16 protein-coding genes, 1 tRNA gene and 2 pseudogenes are annotated in these 16,507 nt (G+C 72.2%); 10 read left to right on the top strand and 9 right to left on the bottom strand.

The genetic code is table 11. From position 1 onward, the window contains the following. Position 1 precedes the first annotated feature (1 nt). From ACFZDC_RS23940 to ACFZDC_RS23920, 5 genes are all read left to right on the top strand, one after another. The gene (locus ACFZDC_RS23940) at positions 2-1,453 is read left to right on the top strand and encodes a diaminopimelate decarboxylase (RefSeq protein ID WP_391326845.1); all 1,452 of its coding nucleotides are present in this window, start codon (positions 2-4) and stop codon (positions 1,451-1,453) included. Between the two features lie 178 nt (positions 1,454-1,631). After that, the gene (locus ACFZDC_RS23935) at positions 1,632-2,021 is read left to right on the top strand and encodes a hypothetical protein (protein ID WP_391326843.1); all 390 of its coding nucleotides are present in this window, start codon (positions 1,632-1,634) and stop codon (positions 2,019-2,021) included. Further along, the gene (locus ACFZDC_RS23930) at positions 2,018-2,836 is read left to right on the top strand and encodes a transcriptional regulator (protein ID WP_391326841.1); all 819 of its coding nucleotides are present in this window, start codon (positions 2,018-2,020) and stop codon (positions 2,834-2,836) included. The genes ACFZDC_RS23935 and ACFZDC_RS23930 overlap by 4 nt, the downstream gene beginning before the upstream one ends. A 31-nt stretch (positions 2,837-2,867) precedes the next feature. Then, complete coding sequence (locus ACFZDC_RS23925; RefSeq protein ID WP_391326839.1) at positions 2,868-3,362, top strand: roadblock/LC7 domain-containing protein; 495 nt, start codon at positions 2,868-2,870, stop codon at positions 3,360-3,362. 10 nt (positions 3,363-3,372) lie between these two features. After that, positions 3,373-3,747 carry a hypothetical protein gene (locus ACFZDC_RS23920; protein WP_391326837.1) on the top strand — a complete coding sequence of 125 codons (375 nt, stop codon included), beginning with the start codon at positions 3,373-3,375 and terminating at the stop codon, positions 3,745-3,747. Between the two features lie 7 nt (positions 3,748-3,754). On the opposite strand, the gene ACFZDC_RS23915 is transcribed toward ACFZDC_RS23920, so the two are convergent. From ACFZDC_RS23915 to ACFZDC_RS23905, 3 genes are all read right to left on the bottom strand, one after another. Then, complete coding sequence (locus ACFZDC_RS23915) at positions 3,755-4,348, bottom strand: hypothetical protein (RefSeq protein WP_391326836.1); 594 nt, start codon at positions 4,346-4,348, stop codon at positions 3,755-3,757. Between the two features lie 91 nt (positions 4,349-4,439). Then, positions 4,440-5,312, bottom strand: a complete 873-nt coding sequence (locus ACFZDC_RS23910; protein ID WP_391326834.1) for a MurR/RpiR family transcriptional regulator — start codon at positions 5,310-5,312, stop codon at positions 4,440-4,442. Next, positions 5,309-6,817, bottom strand: coding sequence for an aromatic amino acid lyase (locus ACFZDC_RS23905; protein WP_391326832.1), 1,509 nt, complete (start codon positions 6,815-6,817; stop codon positions 5,309-5,311). Before ACFZDC_RS23905 ends, ACFZDC_RS23910 begins: the two co-directional genes overlap by 4 nt. A 298-nt stretch (positions 6,818-7,115) precedes the next feature. On the opposite strand from ACFZDC_RS23905, the gene ACFZDC_RS23900 reads away from it, so the two are divergent. Then, positions 7,116-7,541 (top strand): hypothetical protein, encoded by a 426-nt coding sequence (locus ACFZDC_RS23900; RefSeq protein WP_391326830.1) that lies wholly within the window; start codon positions 7,116-7,118, stop codon positions 7,539-7,541. A gap of 14 nt (positions 7,542-7,555) precedes the next feature. Here ACFZDC_RS23900 and ACFZDC_RS23895 read toward each other — a convergent pair. Then, positions 7,556-7,835, bottom strand: a pseudogene (locus ACFZDC_RS23895) (short-chain dehydrogenase); the annotation flags it as partial. Positions 7,836-8,267: 432 nt separating this feature from the next. Beyond that, complete coding sequence (locus ACFZDC_RS23890; RefSeq protein WP_391326828.1) at positions 8,268-9,659, bottom strand: cystathionine beta-synthase; 1,392 nt, start codon at positions 9,657-9,659, stop codon at positions 8,268-8,270. A 163-nt stretch (positions 9,660-9,822) separates the two neighbouring features. Here ACFZDC_RS23890 and ACFZDC_RS23885 point away from each other — a divergent pair, with 163 nt between their 5' ends. The 3 genes from ACFZDC_RS23885 (at position 9,823) to ACFZDC_RS23875 (ending at position 13,448) form a co-directional block, all read left to right on the top strand. Next, positions 9,823-10,842 carry a GDSL-type esterase/lipase family protein gene (locus ACFZDC_RS23885; protein ID WP_391326827.1) on the top strand — a complete coding sequence of 340 codons (1,020 nt, stop codon included), beginning with the start codon at positions 9,823-9,825 and terminating at the stop codon, positions 10,840-10,842. A gap of 282 nt (positions 10,843-11,124) precedes the next feature. Next, entirely contained in the window at positions 11,125-12,345 is a 1,221-nt protein-coding gene (locus tag ACFZDC_RS23880; RefSeq protein WP_391326825.1) for an acetyl-CoA C-acetyltransferase, read from the top strand. Positions 12,346-12,629: 284 nt separating this feature from the next. Further along, the gene (locus ACFZDC_RS23875; RefSeq protein WP_391326823.1) at positions 12,630-13,448 is read left to right on the top strand and encodes a hypothetical protein; all 819 of its coding nucleotides are present in this window, start codon (positions 12,630-12,632) and stop codon (positions 13,446-13,448) included. A 13-nt stretch (positions 13,449-13,461) separates the two neighbouring features. Here the strand turns inward: ACFZDC_RS23875 and ACFZDC_RS23870 are convergent, their stop codons facing one another. After that, positions 13,462-13,773, bottom strand: a complete 312-nt coding sequence (locus ACFZDC_RS23870) for a hypothetical protein (protein ID WP_391326821.1) — start codon at positions 13,771-13,773, stop codon at positions 13,462-13,464. A 99-nt stretch (positions 13,774-13,872) separates the two neighbouring features. Between ACFZDC_RS23870 and ACFZDC_RS23865 the strand changes: the two genes are divergently transcribed. Beyond that, positions 13,873-14,103: a DUF4287 domain-containing protein gene (locus tag ACFZDC_RS23865; RefSeq protein ID WP_020940491.1), complete on the top strand. Its 231-nt coding sequence runs from the start codon at positions 13,873-13,875 to the stop codon at positions 14,101-14,103. A 53-nt stretch (positions 14,104-14,156) separates the two neighbouring features. On the opposite strand, the gene ACFZDC_RS23860 is transcribed toward ACFZDC_RS23865, so the two are convergent. From ACFZDC_RS23860 to ACFZDC_RS23850, 3 genes and pseudogenes are all read right to left on the bottom strand, one after another. Then, the gene (locus ACFZDC_RS23860; protein ID WP_391326820.1) at positions 14,157-15,017 is read right to left on the bottom strand and encodes a Bax inhibitor-1/YccA family protein; all 861 of its coding nucleotides are present in this window, start codon (positions 15,015-15,017) and stop codon (positions 14,157-14,159) included. Positions 15,018-15,194: 177 nt separating this feature from the next. Then, positions 15,195-15,925, bottom strand: a pseudogene (locus ACFZDC_RS23855) (FAD-dependent monooxygenase). Between the two features lie 133 nt (positions 15,926-16,058). Beyond that, a tRNA-Leu gene (locus tag ACFZDC_RS23850) sits at positions 16,059-16,142 on the bottom strand. Positions 16,143-16,507: the final 365 nt, after the last annotated feature.

The following is a 16,507-nucleotide window of genomic DNA, read 5'->3' as shown; positions in this document are numbered from 1 at the left end:
GATGTTTGGCTGGAAGTACCTGAAGGCCGAGAGGAGGGGAGAGGTCGTGGAGCACGACACCGACAGCGAGGCCCGGGAGCGGGCCGCCCGGCGGAACGAGGCGGTGTGCGGCGCCGTGGAGCAGGGGCTGCTCGGGCCGGACGCGGCCGTGGTGGGACTGCTGGACGTCACCGGCATCCGGGAGTCGGCGGCGGCCCTGCGGGCGGCGTTCGACGCGGTCGTGGCGCCGGGCACGCCGGTACTGCATGCCTTCGCGGTGAAGGCGACCCCGCTGGTCCCGGTGCTGAGGCTGCTGCACGAGGAGGGCATCGGGGCGGAGGTGGCCAGCCCGGGCGAACTGGCGCTGGCGCGGGCGGCGGGGCTGCCGCCGGACCGGACGGTGCTCGACTCGCCCGCCAAGACGCCGGCCGAACTGCGCGAGGCGCTCACGCTGGGCATCGCCGTCAACGCGGACAACCCGCAGGAGCTGGACCGGCTCGACGCGCTGGTCCTCGCCCATGGTCCGAAAGGCATCGGAGGCGCCCCCGTGGCGGCCACCCGGTCGCCGCTGGGCATCCGGGTCAACCCGCAGGTCGGCGCGGGCACCATCGGGGCGACCTCGACGGCGACGGAGACCTCCAAGTTCGGCGTGGCACTGCGCGACGAGGGCGCCCGGGAGTGGGTCGTCCGGGCCTACGCGGACCGGCCGTGGCTGACGCGGCTGCACGCGCACACGGGTTCGCAGGGCATCCCGCTGTCACTGATGGCGCGGGGCGTGGCGGAGACGTACGCGCTGGCGGAGGAGATCAACGCGCGGATCGGGCGGCCGCAGATCGACACGCTCGACATCGGCGGCGGACTGCCGGTCAACTTCGCCGCGGAAGGGACGGCCCCGACCTACGCGCAGTACGCGCGGCTGCTGGCGCGGGAGGTGCCGGGGCTGTTCGACGGGCGGTACGGGCTGGTGACGGAGTTCGGGCGGTCGCTGCTGGCCAAGCACGGCACGGTGGTGGCGCGGGTGGAGTACGCCAAGAGCTCCGGCGGGCGGCGGATCGCGGTGACGCACGCGGGCGTGCAGGTGGCCACGCGGACCGTGTACGCGCCGGGGGCGTGGCCGTTGCGGATCGCCGCCTACGACGCGAAGGGGCGCCCCAAGCCGGGCCCCGAGGTGGTGCAGGACGTGGCGGGGCCGGCCTGCTTCTCGGGCGATCTGCTCGCCGAGGGGCGCACCCTGCCGCTGCTGGAACAGGGCGACTACGCGGCGGCGCTGGACACGGGCGCGTACTACTTCGCCCACCACTACGCCTACAACTCCCTCGTCCGGCCGGGGATCTACGGCTTCGCGCCGGACGGGACGGGCGGTGTGGCCTTCGCGACCGTACGGGAGCCCCAGACGGTGCCGGAGGTCGTGGCCGAGTCCGGCGGGGCGCACGCGTCCGCGCTCACCACCCTCCACGTGCCCGGGAGCCGTTGACACACCCCGAGCGCGTCTCGAACAAATGGTTTAACTGCCGTTGGACAGTCGCCAGTTGGCCAACACTAGTACGCCGGGAGCACGTTCCACTGGAAAATGCCAAAGCGCTCACCCTTCGCGCACACGTTGCGTAGTGTCACTGTCACTCAACCGGAGTACAGGCGGGAGGGGAGCCGGCGTGCCCGGAATCGACGAGTGCTTACTGGAAGCGATGCGACTGCCCGGTGCCCGGGGGGCCGCGCTGGTGGACTGGACGAGCGGACTGGCTCTGGGCACCGTCGGGGAGGCCCCCGGCGGTGACCACGAGACCACCGCGGCCGAGGCCGCCGAACTGGCCCGGCTGGCCGCCGAGCACGGCGCCTTCGCGGCCGGCGACGGCGAGGACGGACGGCCGCCCGTCGAGGACGTGATCGTCAGCAACCGCGACAGCTACCACCTGCTGCGGTTCGTGGACACGTCCTTCGACAGCAGCGTGTTCCTGCACCTGTGGCTCGGCCGCGAGGAGGGCAACCTCGCCCTCGCCCGGATCCGGCTCGGTGAGATGGCCGCCCGGCTGGTGCTGGGATGACCATGGTCGGTACACCGCCGCCGCTACCGGTGCGGGACAGAACCGCCGCACAGGAGCGTACGGCGGGCGCGCTGTCGCCGATGCTCCGGCGGCTCGCCGAGGAACAGGCCACCGGCGTCCTCGTCCGGGAGCACGGCACCCTGCACCTCGCCGAGGGCCGGGTGGTGCACGCCGAGAGCCCCCACGCCCCCGGTCTCGAGGTGCTCCTCACGGCCCACGGCACCCTCGCCGGTGCCGCCTGGCAACGGGCCGCCGAGCAGGCCGGCGACACGAGGGGGGCGGCCCACCGGCTGCTGGATGCCGGGCTGCTGCCCGAGGGCGCCCTGGAGCTGTGCCACCTGGACGCGCTGTACGACGCGGGATACTTCGCGTTGTCCCCGAGCAGCACCCCGGGCCGCTTCCGCTACGACAGCGAACCCCGCCTCGGGCCGCTGCCCTCGGTTCCGGTCATCGCGCTGGAACGCGAGACCCTGCGCCGGCGTCTGCTGCTGCACCGCCTGTGGCCGGACCCGGCGGCCGACAGCGCCCCGCTGATCCGCGCCGACGCGGCCGCGGCGGCGCCGGTCACTCCCCGCCAGCGGGCGGTCCTGGACCGGGTGGACGGCGTCCGCTCGGCTTCGCAGATCGCCCGCAACCTGGGCAGGCAGGCGTTCCACACGCTGGTGGACGTACGCCGGCTCGCGGCGGCCGGACTCGTCCGGCCGGTGCCCACGGCCCCCGCTCCACCGCCGAGTCTCCCGACTCCCCCGCTCACGGTCACCGACCCCGACATCGCGCTGCTGAAGAGGCTCAGGGATGCGCTGGAGGCGCTTTGAACGGCACCGCCCCGCCGAGAGGAGAGAGCTGATGGTGCCCGAACAGGACCTGGAGGCCGTCGTGGACGAGCTGCGCCGGCTGCGGACCCGTGTCCCGCAGCTCACCGGCGCGCTCGCGGCCGGCGTCGACGGTCTCGTCGTCGCCCACGACACCCCCGGTGTCGACCCGGAGGGCCTCGCGGCGCTCACCGCGGCCGCGCTCGGCGTGGCCGTACGGGTCGCCGACGCCACCGGGCACGGCGGCTTCCGGGAGCTGCTGGTCCGTGGCGAACACGGCTACATCGCCACCTACGCGGCCGGCCGCACCGCCGTGCTGACCCTGCTCACCCAGGACCGGGTCAACGTCGGCCGGCTGCATCTGGAGGGCCGCCGGGCCGGCGCCCGCATCGGGGAGCTGCTCGACGCCGCCGAGGCCGCGGCGGCAGCCACCCGGCCCACCGCCAGAACCACACCCGCACCACGTACCCGACCCACGCGCGCGCCACGCACCACGGCCACCGAAGCGCGCACCGCAACCGACAGCTGAGAGGACCACCATGGCCAACACCGAAACCGCTCTGAAAGAGGCGCTGACCTCCATCGAGGGCGCCACCGGCGTCGCCCTCGTCGACTACACCAGCGGCATGGCGCTGGGCACGATGGGCGGCAGCAAGAGCTTCGACCTGAACGTGGCCGCCGCGGGCAACACGGACGTGATCCGCGCCAAGATGCGCACGATGGAACATCTGGGCCTCAAGGCCGAGATCGACGACATCCTGATCACTCTGTCGGACCAGTACCACCTGATCCGCCTGCTCAAGGGCCGCGGCGGCAACGGTCTCTTCCTCTACCTCGTCCTGGACGCCTCCCGGGCCAACCTGGCGATGGCCCGGCACCAGCTGAGGAGGATCGAGGAGGACCTGGAGGTCTAGCTCTCGATCACACGAGCGCCGCGGTACGGCGGCGGGCCCCGCCCGGGGCCGCGTCGCCGGCCGCGATGCCCGTACCCCGCAGGCCCTTCACGGCCTTGCCCGCAGGGCTTCCGCCCCGCTTGTCGAGCCAGTCGACGCGCACCCACAGCAGCGTGTCCCCGGCCCGCTCGCGCCGTCCGAGCCAGGCGGCCTTCAGCCGCAGCCCGGTGCCGGCCCCGGCCAGCAGCATGCCCCCGGCCGCGGGCACCGCGAAGGAGCTGCCGAGGGCGACGGCGAAGGCCAGCAGGAGCCACCAGCGGTGTCCGCGGCGCCAGCTGCGCACCGTCACCGCCCGGTCCTGCAGCACGTCGTACCTGCCCGCGCGGGCCGCCCCGCGAACGAGGGCGGCGTACCGCTTCCGCCGTACCAGTGCCACGACGGCCGCGGCCAGAAGGAACAGCGCGGCCCCCGCCATGACCCCGATCCGGCGCCCGGTCACCCCGGGCACCAGGGCACCGATCCCGGCACCGAACACCCCGAACCACCACAGCGGTGCGGCCCCGGCCCGTACGACGACGGCCACCCGGGCCAGCCCCTGTCCTCCGCGTTCTCCGCGCGCCACGTCAGCCTCCCGTGTCACGTTTCCACACAGCGCCTGCGTCTCCTCACGAAGCTAGCGGCAGAAGGTGAGACGAGTCTGAGAACGCGGCAGCTCACTCGACGAACAGCCCCCGGGCGGCCGCGTTCGCGTCGAACTCCTCCAACCGGGCCTGGGCCTCGGGCAGGTCGTCGCAGAGTGCCTCCAGCAGTACCCGCCCGAGCAGCATCGGCGCGCACGCGGTGTCAAAGGCGAGCCCGGTGCCGACGGCGGCGGGCAGCAGCAGGTCGGAGTAGTTGGCGACCGGCGCGAAGGCGGAGTCGGCGACCGTGACGACGGTCAGGCCGGCCTCCTTGGCGTAGGCGAGGGTGTCGACGACCTCGCGCGGGTGCCGGGGCAGCGCGAAGCACAGCAGGGCCGTGGCGCCCGCGCGGACGGCCGCGTCGATGCGGTCGTGGATCATCGTGCCGCCCTCGTTGAGCAGCCGGACGTCCGGGTGGACCTTGGCGGCGAAGTACGCGAAGCCGTACGCCTGGGAGGCGGCGGCGCGCAGGCCGAGCACCGGCAGCGGGCGGGAGGCGGCCAGGATCCGGCCGGCCTTCTGCACCGGGCGCGGGTCGGCGAGCAGCTCCGCGAGGTGCTTCAGGTTCTCGATCTCGGCCTCGACGGCCTGCTGGTACTCGTTGTACGAGCCCGCCTCGGCGGCCGGTTCGGCGGGCACGACCTCGCGCAGGTGCTTGCGCAGGGCGGGGTAGCCGTCGAAGCCGAGGGCGACCGCGAACCGGGTCACCGAGGGCTGGCTGACCCCGGCCAGCTCGGCCAGCTCCACGCTGGACAGGAAGGGCACGTCGGCGGCCCGCCGCACCATGCTGTGCGCGATGCGGCGCTGGGTGGGCGTGAGCCGGTGCCCCTCGAAGAGGGCCTGCAGCCGCGTGGCCGGACTGTCCGTCGCACCGGATGTCGCAGCCGTACTCCTGTCCACGCTCATGACGTGCTCCCCCTCCAGATGTCCGTGAACCGGTCGAGCAGTGCGGCCGCCGCCGTCACGTCGTCCGTGAGCGGCCGGTCGGCCAGGTCGTGGTCGAGGACCGACTCGGCGAGCGCGAACGCCCGTCCGGCCCCGAGCCCCGGGTCGGGCCTCAGGTCGCGCTGGCGCAGCGCCCGGACGGCGGCGACGAGTTCGCAGCCGACCACCAGACGGTACGCACCGCACGCGCGCAGCGTTTGACGCGCGGCGAGCGAGGCGAAACTCGCCTGTTCCTCGACGCCCCGGGAGAGTACAGCGTGTCCGAGCGACGCGGGGGCGGAGAAGGCCCGCAGATCGCCGAGGGCGGCTCCGGCCGCGTACTCCAGGATCATCACGCCCGAGGCGGCCGGTTCGTGGTCGGCGAGGAAGGGGCGCAGACGGGTGTAGGCGGGCTCGTTGAGGGTGGACAGGCGGGACGTGGACAGACGGGCCACCTGGGTCACCGCGAGTCGGAAGTGGTCCAGGGCGAGGGCAAGTTGGGCCTGGTAGAAGCCGCCGTGGTGGTAGGCGGCCAGGTCCTCGGGCGCGATGAGCGGGTTCTCGGCCGCCGCGTTGATCTCCACGGCCAGGACCTGCTCGAGGGCGTCCGCCGCGTCGAGCGCGGGGCCGTGGATCTGGGGCAGGCAGCGGAAGCCGTACGGGTCCTGGATCCGGCCCAGCGGCGGGGTCGGCCGGTCCGCGGCGCCGATCAGCTCCCGCATCCGCCGGGCCGCTTCGGTGCTCCCGCGGTGCGGGCGGGCGGCGTGCACGGGCGCGGCGTACGCCTCGTGGGAGCCGTCGACGGCGAGCAGGGACAGCGCCGCGACCACCTGGGTGGCGCCGATCAGCCCGCGCAGTTCGTGCAGGGCGAGCGCGGACTGGCCGAGGGCGAGGGCGTTGCTGCTGATCAGGGCGAGGGCGTCGTTGTTGTCGAGGGGCTGCGGCTCGGGCGCGCCCGCTCCCCGCCACGGCTGCTCCCCGGCCAGCGCGAGCCCCACCTGGGCCAGCGCCGCGATGTCCCCGGTGCCGACGGAGCCGAACTCGTTGACGACCGGATGGGCGCCGCCACCCAGCGCCTCGCACAGGGCGGTGACCACGCTGGGCCGCAGCCCGGCGCCACCGGCCAGCAGTTGGTTGGCCCGTATGGCGAGCATCGCGCGCACCTGCCGGGCGGGGAGTTCCTCGCCGATGGCACCGGCGTGGCTGCGCAGCAGGCGCAGACCGTGTCCGGCGGCGGCCTCGGTGGGCACGTCGTCGTTCCGGTTCGCGCCGACGCCGGTGGAGCGGCCGTAGACGCGCCCGGTCGCCGCGATCTGCCGGGCGGCGTTCCAGGACTCCTCCGCCCGCCGCATCGCGTCGGCCTCCGGGACCGGCCGGGCGTCCCCGTCGGCGAGCCGTACGACGTCCTCGACGCCGAGTCCGGTCCCGTCGAGGACCACGGTCGCGGACCGCACGGACTCCGGTGCGTCCATGACGCGAGACGACATCAAGCCCAAACTCCCCTCGAACCGGCCATCCGGTCTTGCTCCGCGGTCGTCGTCACCTCGGGCCGACACCCGAGCAGCGACAACCTATTCAGACACCAAGAACTCTGCATGACATTATGCAGTCGGGCAAGGGACATCTCATGATGCGGTTCGACGGGTCCACAAGCGCTTCCCGACGGCGCCGCACGGGCTGGTGAAGCAGCCGCCGGGCGTCGATCGAGAAGCGGTACCGGCGCCGGGGCGAAGAGGGGGGTTGTCCCCAGTGCGGCGGGCGCGACCGCTCCCTAGGGTGAAGCGCATGAGCGCACTGGACTCACGGGACGTCGACCTCAAGAAGGATCTGGACGCCACCGTACGGGCACGCAGGGAACTGGGCGAGGAGTACGACTCCGCGCTCGTCGATTCCTTCCTGGAGAAGGTCGAGCAGCGCATCGACGACACGGTGGACCGGCGGGTGCGGCGGCACCTGGCCGAGCAGCGGATGGCGGACGCGCGCGGCGCCCGGCGGCGGAAGGGGGCCGACAGCTGGGCCGAACGCTTCGGCTTCGCCATCGTCTCCCTGATTTCGGCGATCCCGCTGTCCGCGATCGGCGGCGCCCTCGCCGGGATGTCCGGGATGGTGGCCGCCTGGGTCGGCATCGTCGGCGTCAACGCGGCCCAGGCCGTGCGGCTCAACCCCGAGATCGTCACCGGGCGCCGGGACCGGTCCTCCCGGCAGGATTGAGCGGCCCGCCCGGCTCACGCCTTCAAGGTCGGCAGGACCATGATCTGGCGCAGATGGACGCGCCTGGGGCGGCCGGTGGCGTAGGCGACGGCATTCGCGACCTCCGCCGCCGTCAGGCCCCCGATCGCCTCGAACATGCCGTCCAGCTGCCCGGACAGCTCGGCGCTGCCGACGTGCGTCTTCAGCTCGGTCTCCGTGAGCCCCGGCTCGATGTCGGTGACCCGCACGTCCCGCGGCCCCACCTCGCTCGGTGCGCAGGGACCGCGAGAGGTGGGTGACGGCCGGCTTCGTGGCGTTGGGCGACAACCGACGCCCGCTGACCCCTGCCGCCGCGACGGCGCTCGGCCACGACGGCCGTGACCGGCGGTGCCGAAGTCACCGCGACCGCAGGTCGGCTGGGAGGCATTGCGCGGGGACCGCCGCACCCCCGTTGCCGGGGGGCGGGACGACGGCGGTCCCCGCGAAGGACGCGGGCCGGGTCAGGGCCGGGCTTGCGCGTCCGTGGCGTCCATGGAGGTCCGGGAGCCGCTCCGGAGGTCCTTGGCGCCGTTCGGCGCCGGCTGGGGCGGGGAGCCGCTCCCGCCCTGCCGACACCCACCAATGTGCCGTACCCGTGTTAAGCGGGTGCTGCGCGCACGTGACACGCTCGTACCACTTCCGGAACGGCTCGATCCGTCGAGGTCACCGCAAGTTCGCCGCCGCTACGGGCAGTTCACCGCAGGTTTCCTACTTGTTCCCGCCCTTGGCCAGGAAGGCCAGCAGGTCCTGGCGGCTGACCACTCCGGTCGGCTTGCCCTCGACCAGGACGATCGCCGCGTCCGCCGAGCCCAGCACCTGCATCAGGTCGCCGACCGGCTCGCCGGAGCCGACCTGGGGCAGCGGGGAGCACATGTGCTTCTCCAGCGGGTCGTCGAGCGAGGCCCGCTTGGAGAACAGGGCGTCCAGCAACTCCCGCTCCACGACGGACCCGACGACCTCGGCGGCCATCACGTCCGGGTGACCGGCGCCCGGCTTGACGACCGGCATCTGCGAGACGCCGTACTCGCGCAGCACCTCGATGGCCTGGCCGACGGTCTCCTCCGGGTGCATGTGCACCAGCGACGGGATGGAGCCGCCCTCCTTGTCGCTGAGGACGTCGGCGACGCGGGCGGAGGGGCCCTCGTCCTCGAGGAAGCCGTAGTCGGCCATCCACTCGTCGTTGAAGATCTTGCTGAGGTAGCCGCGCCCGCTGTCCGGCAGCAGGACGACCACGACGTCGTCCGGGCCGAGCCGCTCGGCGACCCGCAGCGCGGCCACGACGGCCATGCCGCAGGAGCCGCCCACCAGCAGGCCCTCCTCCTTGGCCAGCCGGCGGGTCATCTGGAAGGAGTCCTTGTCGGAGACCGGGACGATCTCGTCGGCGACGGTCCGGTCGTAGGCGGTGGGCCAGAAGTCCTCGCCCACGCCCTCCACGAGGTAGGGCCGTCCGGAACCGCCGGAGTACACGGAGCCCTCGGGGTCGGCGCCGATGACCTTGACCTTGCCGTCGCTGGCGTCCTTCAGGTAGCGGCCGGTGCCGGAGATGGTGCCGCCGGTGCCGACGCCCGCCACGAAGTGGGTGATCTTCCCCTCGGTCTGCTCCCACAGTTCGGGGCCGGTCGAGTGATAGTGCGAGAGCGGGTTGTTGGGGTTGGAGTACTGGTCGGGCTTCCAGGCGCCGGGGGTCTCGCGCACCAGCCGGTCGGAGACGTTGTAGTACGAGTCCGGGTGCTCGGGGTCCACCGCGGTCGGGCACACCACGACCTCGGCTCCGTAGGCGCGCAACACGTTGATCTTGTCGGTGCTCACCTTGTCAGGGCACACGAAGATGCACTTGTAGCCCTTCTGCTGGGCCACGATGGCGAGGCCCACACCCGTGTTCCCACTGGTCGGCTCGACGATCGTGCCGCCCTGCTTCAGCTCCCCGCTCTGCTCGGCGGCCTCGATCATGCGCAGGGCGATGCGGTCCTTCACGGAACCGCCCGGGTTGAAGTACTCCACCTTGGCCAGGACGGTGGCCTGGATGCCCTTGGTCACGTTGTTGAGCCGCACCAGCGGGGTGTTGCCGACGAGGCTGATCATCGAGTCGTGAAATCGCACCGTTGTCTCCGGTTGCTTGCAAAAAACAGTGGTCGTAGTTGGTGTCGCCAGCCTAAAGCCCTCGGAGTGGCGCGGGACGGGCGTTCACTCCCCGTTGAGATTGGCGAACGGTCCGTACGGGGCAAGGAGTGGATGTACGGCTACGAGGAGGTGGCGGCGACGCATGACGAGCATGTCGAGGGCGAGAGCGGCCCGGCGCATCGCGGCCGGAGCGGCGTACGGCGGTGGCGGGGTCGGGCTGATCGGGGCGGCCGCCGTCGGCCTGCTGCTGGCGGAGGTGCGGCTGGCCCGGCGCCATGTGGGCAATGGCAGCGGCGGCCGGGTGCCGCCGGCCGACGGCTTGTACGGCCACGCGTACGACATTCCCGGTGAGCCGCCCCTCAGGCTGACCATGCTCGGCGACTCCACGGCGGCCGGGCAGGGAGTGCACCGGGCGGGCCAGACACCGGGGGCGCTGCTGGCGTCGGGGCTGGCGGCGGTGGCGGAGCGCCCGGTGGAGCTGCGGAACGTGGCCCTCCCCGGGGCCCGGTCGGACGACCTGGACCGCCAGGTGGCACTGGTCCTGTCGTCCCCGTCCCCGCTCCCCGACATCTGCGTGATCATGATCGGCGCGAACGACGTCACACACCGGATGCCGCCGACACGTTCGGTACGGCACCTGTCGGCGGCGGTACGACGGCTGCGCACGGCCGGTGCGGAGGTGGTCGTCGGCACCTGTCCCGACCTGGGCACCATCGAGCCGGTCCAGCAGCCGCTGCGGTGGCTGGCCCGCCGGGCCTCGCGGCAGCTGGCGGCGGCCCAGACGATCGGGGTGGTGCAGCAGGGCGGACGGACGGTGTCGCTCGGCGATCTGCTCGGGCCCGAGTTCGAGGCGAACCCCCGGGAGCTGTTCGGGCCGGACAACTACCACCCCTCCGCCGAGGGGTACGCCACGGCGGCGATGGCGGTGCTGCCGACGGTGTGCGCGGCGCTGGGGCTGTGGCCGGCGGAGGAGGAGCGGCCGGACGTGTTCCGCCGCGAGGGCTTCCTGCCGGTGGCGCGCGCCGCGGCCGAGGCCGCGTCGGAGGCCGGTACGGAGGTTACGGCGGCGATGCCGACAGGACCTCGGGGGCCGTGGGCGCTGCTGAAGCGGCGGCGCCGGCGACGGGTGTCGGAGGCCGAGCCCGCACGCCCGTCGGCGTGAGGTTTCGGCGTTCACCGTTCGATCCACCGGGACGGGTGGCACGCGGGACGGCCACCCCTGCCGACCCGCGCCCTTCCGGCCGACCGCCGAGCGACACGCGCGGGACACCAAGCAAGCGCTTAGTAAATTGCGGTCAGAGTCACACCGCGACACCGGTGACCTGAACCATACGGCCGGGTAACTTCCCAAGCGGTCCTGCCAATCCTCCGTATGCCCACCCGTCGCCCGACCACCGCCCCTCAACGAGGCGCGATGCGCCGCCCCTTCTTCTCTGGAGTCGTGATGCCCGAAGCCGTCATCGTCTCGACCGCCCGCTCCCCCATCGGCCGCGCCGGCAAGGGTTCCCTCAAGGACCTGCGCCCCGACGACCTGGCCGCGACCATCATCCAGGCGGCGCTCGCCAAGATCCCCGAGCTGGACCCCAGGGACATCGACGACCTGATGCTGGGCTGCGGCCTCCCCGGCGGCGAGCAGGGCCACAACCTCGGCCGGATCGTCGCCGTGCAGATGGGCATGGACCACCTGCCGGGCTGCACGGTCACCCGCTACTGCTCCTCCTCGCTCCAGACCTCCCGCATGGCACTGCACGCCATCAAGGCCGGCGAGGGCGACGTCTTCATCTCGGCGGGTGTCGAGACGGTCTCCCGCTTCGCCAAGGGCAACTCCGACAGCCTCCCGGACACGCACAACCCGCTGTTCGCCGAGGCCGAGGCCCGTACCGCGGCCGTCGCCCAGCAGGAGGGCACCACGTGGCACGACCCGCGTGAGGACGGGCTGATCCCCGACGCGTACATCACGATGGGCCAGACCGCCGAGAACCTGGCCCGCTGGAAGGGCATCACCCGGCAGGAGATGGACGAGTTCGGCGTCCGCTCGCAGAACCTCGCCGAGGAGGCCATCAAGAACGGCTTCTGGGAGCGCGAGATCACCCCGGTGACCCTCCCCGACGGCACCGTGGTCAGCAAGGACGACGGCCCGCGCGCCGGCGTGACGCTGGAGGGCGTCGCCGGGCTCAAGCCCGTCTTCCGCCCCGACGGCCTCGTCACCGCCGCCAACTGCTGCCCGCTGAACGACGGCGCGGCGGCCGTGGTCATCATGAGCGACACCAAGGCCCGCGAGCTGGGCCTGACCCCGCTCGCCCGCATCGTGGCGACCGGCGTCTCCGGCCTCTCCCCGGAGATCATGGGCCTCGGCCCGGTCGAGGCCAGCCAGCAGGCCCTGCGCCGCGCCGGCCTCACCATCGACGACATCGACCTGGTCGAGATCAACGAGGCCTTCGCCGCCCAGGTGATCCCCTCGTACCGCGACCTCGGCATCGACATCGACAAGCTGAACGTCAACGGCGGCGCCATCGCCGTCGGCCACCCCTTCGGCATGACCGGCGCCCGGATCACCGGCACGCTCATCAACTCGCTGCAGTGGCACGACAAGCAGTTCGGCCTGGAGACGATGTGCGTCGGCGGCGGCCAGGGCATGGCGATGGTCATCGAGCGCCTCAGCTGATCGACGGCCGGTGACCGGCCGGGCACGGCAGGTCATCGAGCGGCCCAGAACCCGGAAAACACCAGGGTTCTGGGCCGTTTTGTGATCCAATCTCCCTCAGGATGTGACCTATCTCCCCCGCCAGGGGTAACGCTGCAGGTCAACGCAGGTCAGCGCAGTGACCCGCGAAACCACGAACCCAAAGTCCTGTCCGATTCGTGACGTTACGCACTGACAGCTGCTTAGTCCGCCCTTCAAGCTGATGTAGGAAGTCGGGGGTCGACTTTGAACCTGGGAGTACGTCAGTGAGCGCCATGCCGATCGCCTTGCTGCTCACCACGGCCGCCACGGGCGCCGTGGGCGTCGCCGTCCTGCGGACGGTCCTGAAGCTGCGCCGTCAGCTCACGGAGCTGCAGGCCCAGCTCGCCCAGAGCCAGACTGCCGCCGTGGGCGCGCTGCTGCCCGCCGCCCGTGCCGCCGACGCGGACGAGATACGCGCGGCCGTGGCCGAGGCGCTCGCCGAGGAGCGGGAGCGGGAGCTCGCCGAGGCCCGCGCATTCTGGGCCGCCCAGGAGGCCCGTGACGCCTCCGACGCGCCTTCCCTGCTGGGCCTGTCCGACGGCGACCTGTTCCTGCCCCGGCAGGCCGACTTCTCGGGCCTGGAGCCGCTGGAGCCGGTCTCCGAGCCGAGCACCGAGGCCGACGAGTTCTCCTCCAAGGACTTCGTCCAGGGAGGTAACCCCACGGAGTCCCCCGAGCTGGCCGCGGCCCGCCGCCGCCACCCCTCGCACCCCGATTTCGTCCCGGTGCAGTCACCGGCCGTCAACGACCACGAGCGCACGGTGACCGCCCTGGAGCAGCTGGCAGCGGACCAGGTCGAACTCTCCGACGTCCGTCCCGGCCCGCTCGGCACCCTCGACGTCTACGTCTTCGCCGACGGCACGACCCTGTGCATGACTCCGGGACACCGGGAAACGGCCGAGCGCCTGGCAGCGGCAGTGCGCGAGGGCGAGAGCCCGTACCTCCTCGGCGGCTCGGGCATCTCCGGCGCCTACACGCTGACGTTCGCGTGCGGCGAGGACATGGTCTACATCCTGGCCGACAGGGTCATAGCGTCCCTGTAGCCGCCGGCACGCCTCACACCCCCGCCCTCTTCCGCGCCTCCTCCACCAGCTCCACCGCCTCGGCGACCTGGTCGTCGCTGTCCAACACCACGGCCAAGTCGTGTGCGGCCACCAGGATTTGATCGGCGGCGGCGAACATCCCCGCGTCCGGCATCTCGCGCGGCTCGGCAGCGGGCTCCTCCACCCGCTGCGCCCACCGTGCCAACTCCCTGGCCAAGGCCAGCGCCTCCGCGGCGGCGCTCCGCTGGAGCCGACTCTGGGGTGCCGCCCGCAACCGGTCGGCGAAGTGATCCACTGCTCGGGTCAAGGGCGTCGTATCAACCACGCGCCGAGCGTAACGCGCCGCACTGTTGCCAATACGCGAACGCTCAGGCACGGTGACGTGAAGGACCGGCTTACATCCCCTTTGCGTTCGGAGGCGCCGATGTCCCAACTCTTCTCCGAGGAGACCCACCGCAATCTGCTCGCCCGCATCCCCCACTGCACCGGTCGTGAAGTCTCCGACTGGCTGCGCACCGTAGAAGAAGGCCCCGCCCTGTTCCGCTTCGAGGAGAAGGTCAGCTGGCTCCGGCACGAGTACGACCTCGCGTACGGCCACGCGAAGGCGATCGTCCATGAGTACGACCTGAGGAGGGCAGCCCGCAAGCTGCTCTGAGACGCCGGAGGGGCCCCGGGTTCCCCCGGGGCCCCTCCGCGCGACCGGCGCGGCTAGTCGTTGCTACTGAAGATCGCCACCAGTCGCAGCATCTCCACGTAGATCCACACCAGGGTCAGGGTGAGGCCGAACGCGGCGAGCCAGGACTCGTTGCGCGGGGCGCCGTAGGCGATGCCGTCCTCGATCTGCTTGAAGTCGAGCGTCAGGAAGAACGCGCCGAGCAGGATGGCGATGATGCCGACGATCGCGCCGAGCGGGCCGAAGCTGCGCAGGCCGCCGTTCTCGGCGACGCCGAACGCGACCAGCAGCAGGTTGACCGCCAGGACGAGGACGAAGGCGATGGCGATGGCCATGCCGATGCGGGCGTAGCGCGCGGTGACGCGGATCCAGCCGGCCTTGTAGACCAGCAGGGTCGCGGCCGAGACGGCCAGGGTGCCGAGCACCGCCTGGAAGGGGGCGCCGCTCCAGCGGCTGTTGTACATCTCGCTGATGACGCCGAGGAAGACGCCCTCGAAGGCGGCGTAGCCCAGGATCAGCGCGGGCGCCGGAGTGCGCTTGAAGCTCTGCACCAGCGCCAGGACCATCGCGACGATCGCGGCGCCGAAGGCCAGGCCGTAGCTGGTCGCCGAGACCGGCAGCAGCACCCAGGCGAGGACGGCGCCGACGGCGACCGTGCCGAGCGTGAGGCCCGAACGCATGACGACGTCGTCCATCGTCATCCGGCCGGTGGTGGCCGGGGCCTGCGGCGGGGCGCCGTACTGCACGTCCTGCTGGGCGTACGGGTTCTGCGCGTACGGATTCTGCGCGTAGGGGGTGCCCTGTGCGTACCCGGCCTGCGGTGCGGTGTTGAAGCCGGCGTAGCCGTTGTCGCGGCTGAACCCCCGTCGCGAGAAGACCGGGTTACTGCTCCTCATTTCACTCCTCCATGGCCACCCTGCGTGGCCTTGGCTCAAGAGTAATGGACTGGCAAAGGATCGACCGTAGTCCCTGGGGAGGATCTTTCCCTCGCCGTGCTGCGCAACACGCTACGCGGAGGGCTCATTCCCGGCCACGGAGGCCGGCATTCCCTTACCGAGCCGCGACATGGCCGGTCAGTCCAGCGGGAAGCCCGTGCAGGCCTCGGCGAGGTCGGCCTCGGCCGAACGGGTGGAGGCGATGCGTTCCAGCCGGGCCAACTCGAGGCGGGCGTCGAAGGCGGTGCCGTCCCGGGCGAGGTGCAGCAGGGTCGTCATGGCGCAGGAGAACCGCTCGGCCTGCCAGATCCGGCGCAGGCAGGTCGCGGAGCAGGCGTCGAGGAGGCCCGGGGAGCCGGTCGCCTTCTGGTGGACGAGTGCCCGGGCGAAGATCACGACGTCACCTGCGGCCAGGTTCAGCCCCTTGGCGCCCGTGGGCGGCACGATGTGGGCGGCGTCGCCGGCGAGGAAGAGCCGGCCGTGGCGCATCGGCTCGCGCACGAAGGACCGCATGGGGGTGACCGACTTCTGGCTGATCGGACCGCGCTCCAGCGTCCAGTCGCCGTCGGTCTCGAAGCGCCGCTCCAGTTCGGCCCAGATCTCCTCGTCGCCCACTCCTCGGCCTTGGTACCGACGGGCACCTGGAGGTAGAGACGGGTGATGGACGGGGACCGCATCGACAGCAGGGCGAAGCCGCGGTCGTGGCGGGCGCAGACCAGTTCGTCGTGCGAGGGGGCGGCGTCGGCGAGGATGCCGAGCCAGGCGTAGGGGTACGTCCGCTCGAACACCCGGGAGACGGCGGCCGGGAAGGCTTTCCAGGCCACGCCCCAGAAGCCATCGCACCCGACGACGTAGTCGCACTCCAGCACGTCCTCGCGCCCCTGACGGTGCGCGCTCCGCCGCCGCCCGCCTCGGCCGCCCGCTCACGTGAGTCTGCGACCGCGCCGACTCCACTGCCGACGGTCGTGCGAGGGTTCGAGGGGCGGGTACGGAGGCGGAAAGTGCCCGGAGCCGGACTTGAACCGGCACGCCCGCGAAGGGGCAGCGAGGTTTAAGCTCGCCGTGTCTGCATTCCACCATCCGGGCAGGCCATGGGCTCCGCTTCGAGGGTCCGAGCCTATCGGGACGCGTCGCTCGAACAGCGGACGGGACGACCCGAAGTTGTCTTATTTTATTGAGGTCTGAGGGTGCATCAGCCCATGGAACGGGCCATCAGCACTTGCCAATAGCGTGACGTGGCGTGGGCGCGCGCGTACGCGGAATGACGGAATTTCACCTACCGAACGAGGGCGGTCCACCTGTTCTGGACCATGCGGCTCTCGGGGTCGCCCGTCCTCCCCAGGTATGACGCGGGCCCCCTCCGTCCGACCGCAGTCGCTCCTCGGAACCGGAACAGCGACTGACTACACGGGCGTCGGCGGCCGGGACGATGGAGCAGTCCCCAGCAACAG

The organism is Streptomyces sp. NPDC007905 (genome assembly GCF_042959345.1).
Classification (GTDB): Bacteria; Actinomycetota; Actinomycetes; order Streptomycetales; family Streptomycetaceae; genus Streptomyces.
The sequence above is the reverse complement of the archived record's forward strand: the minus strand, read 5'-3'. Positions and strand labels throughout refer to the sequence as shown.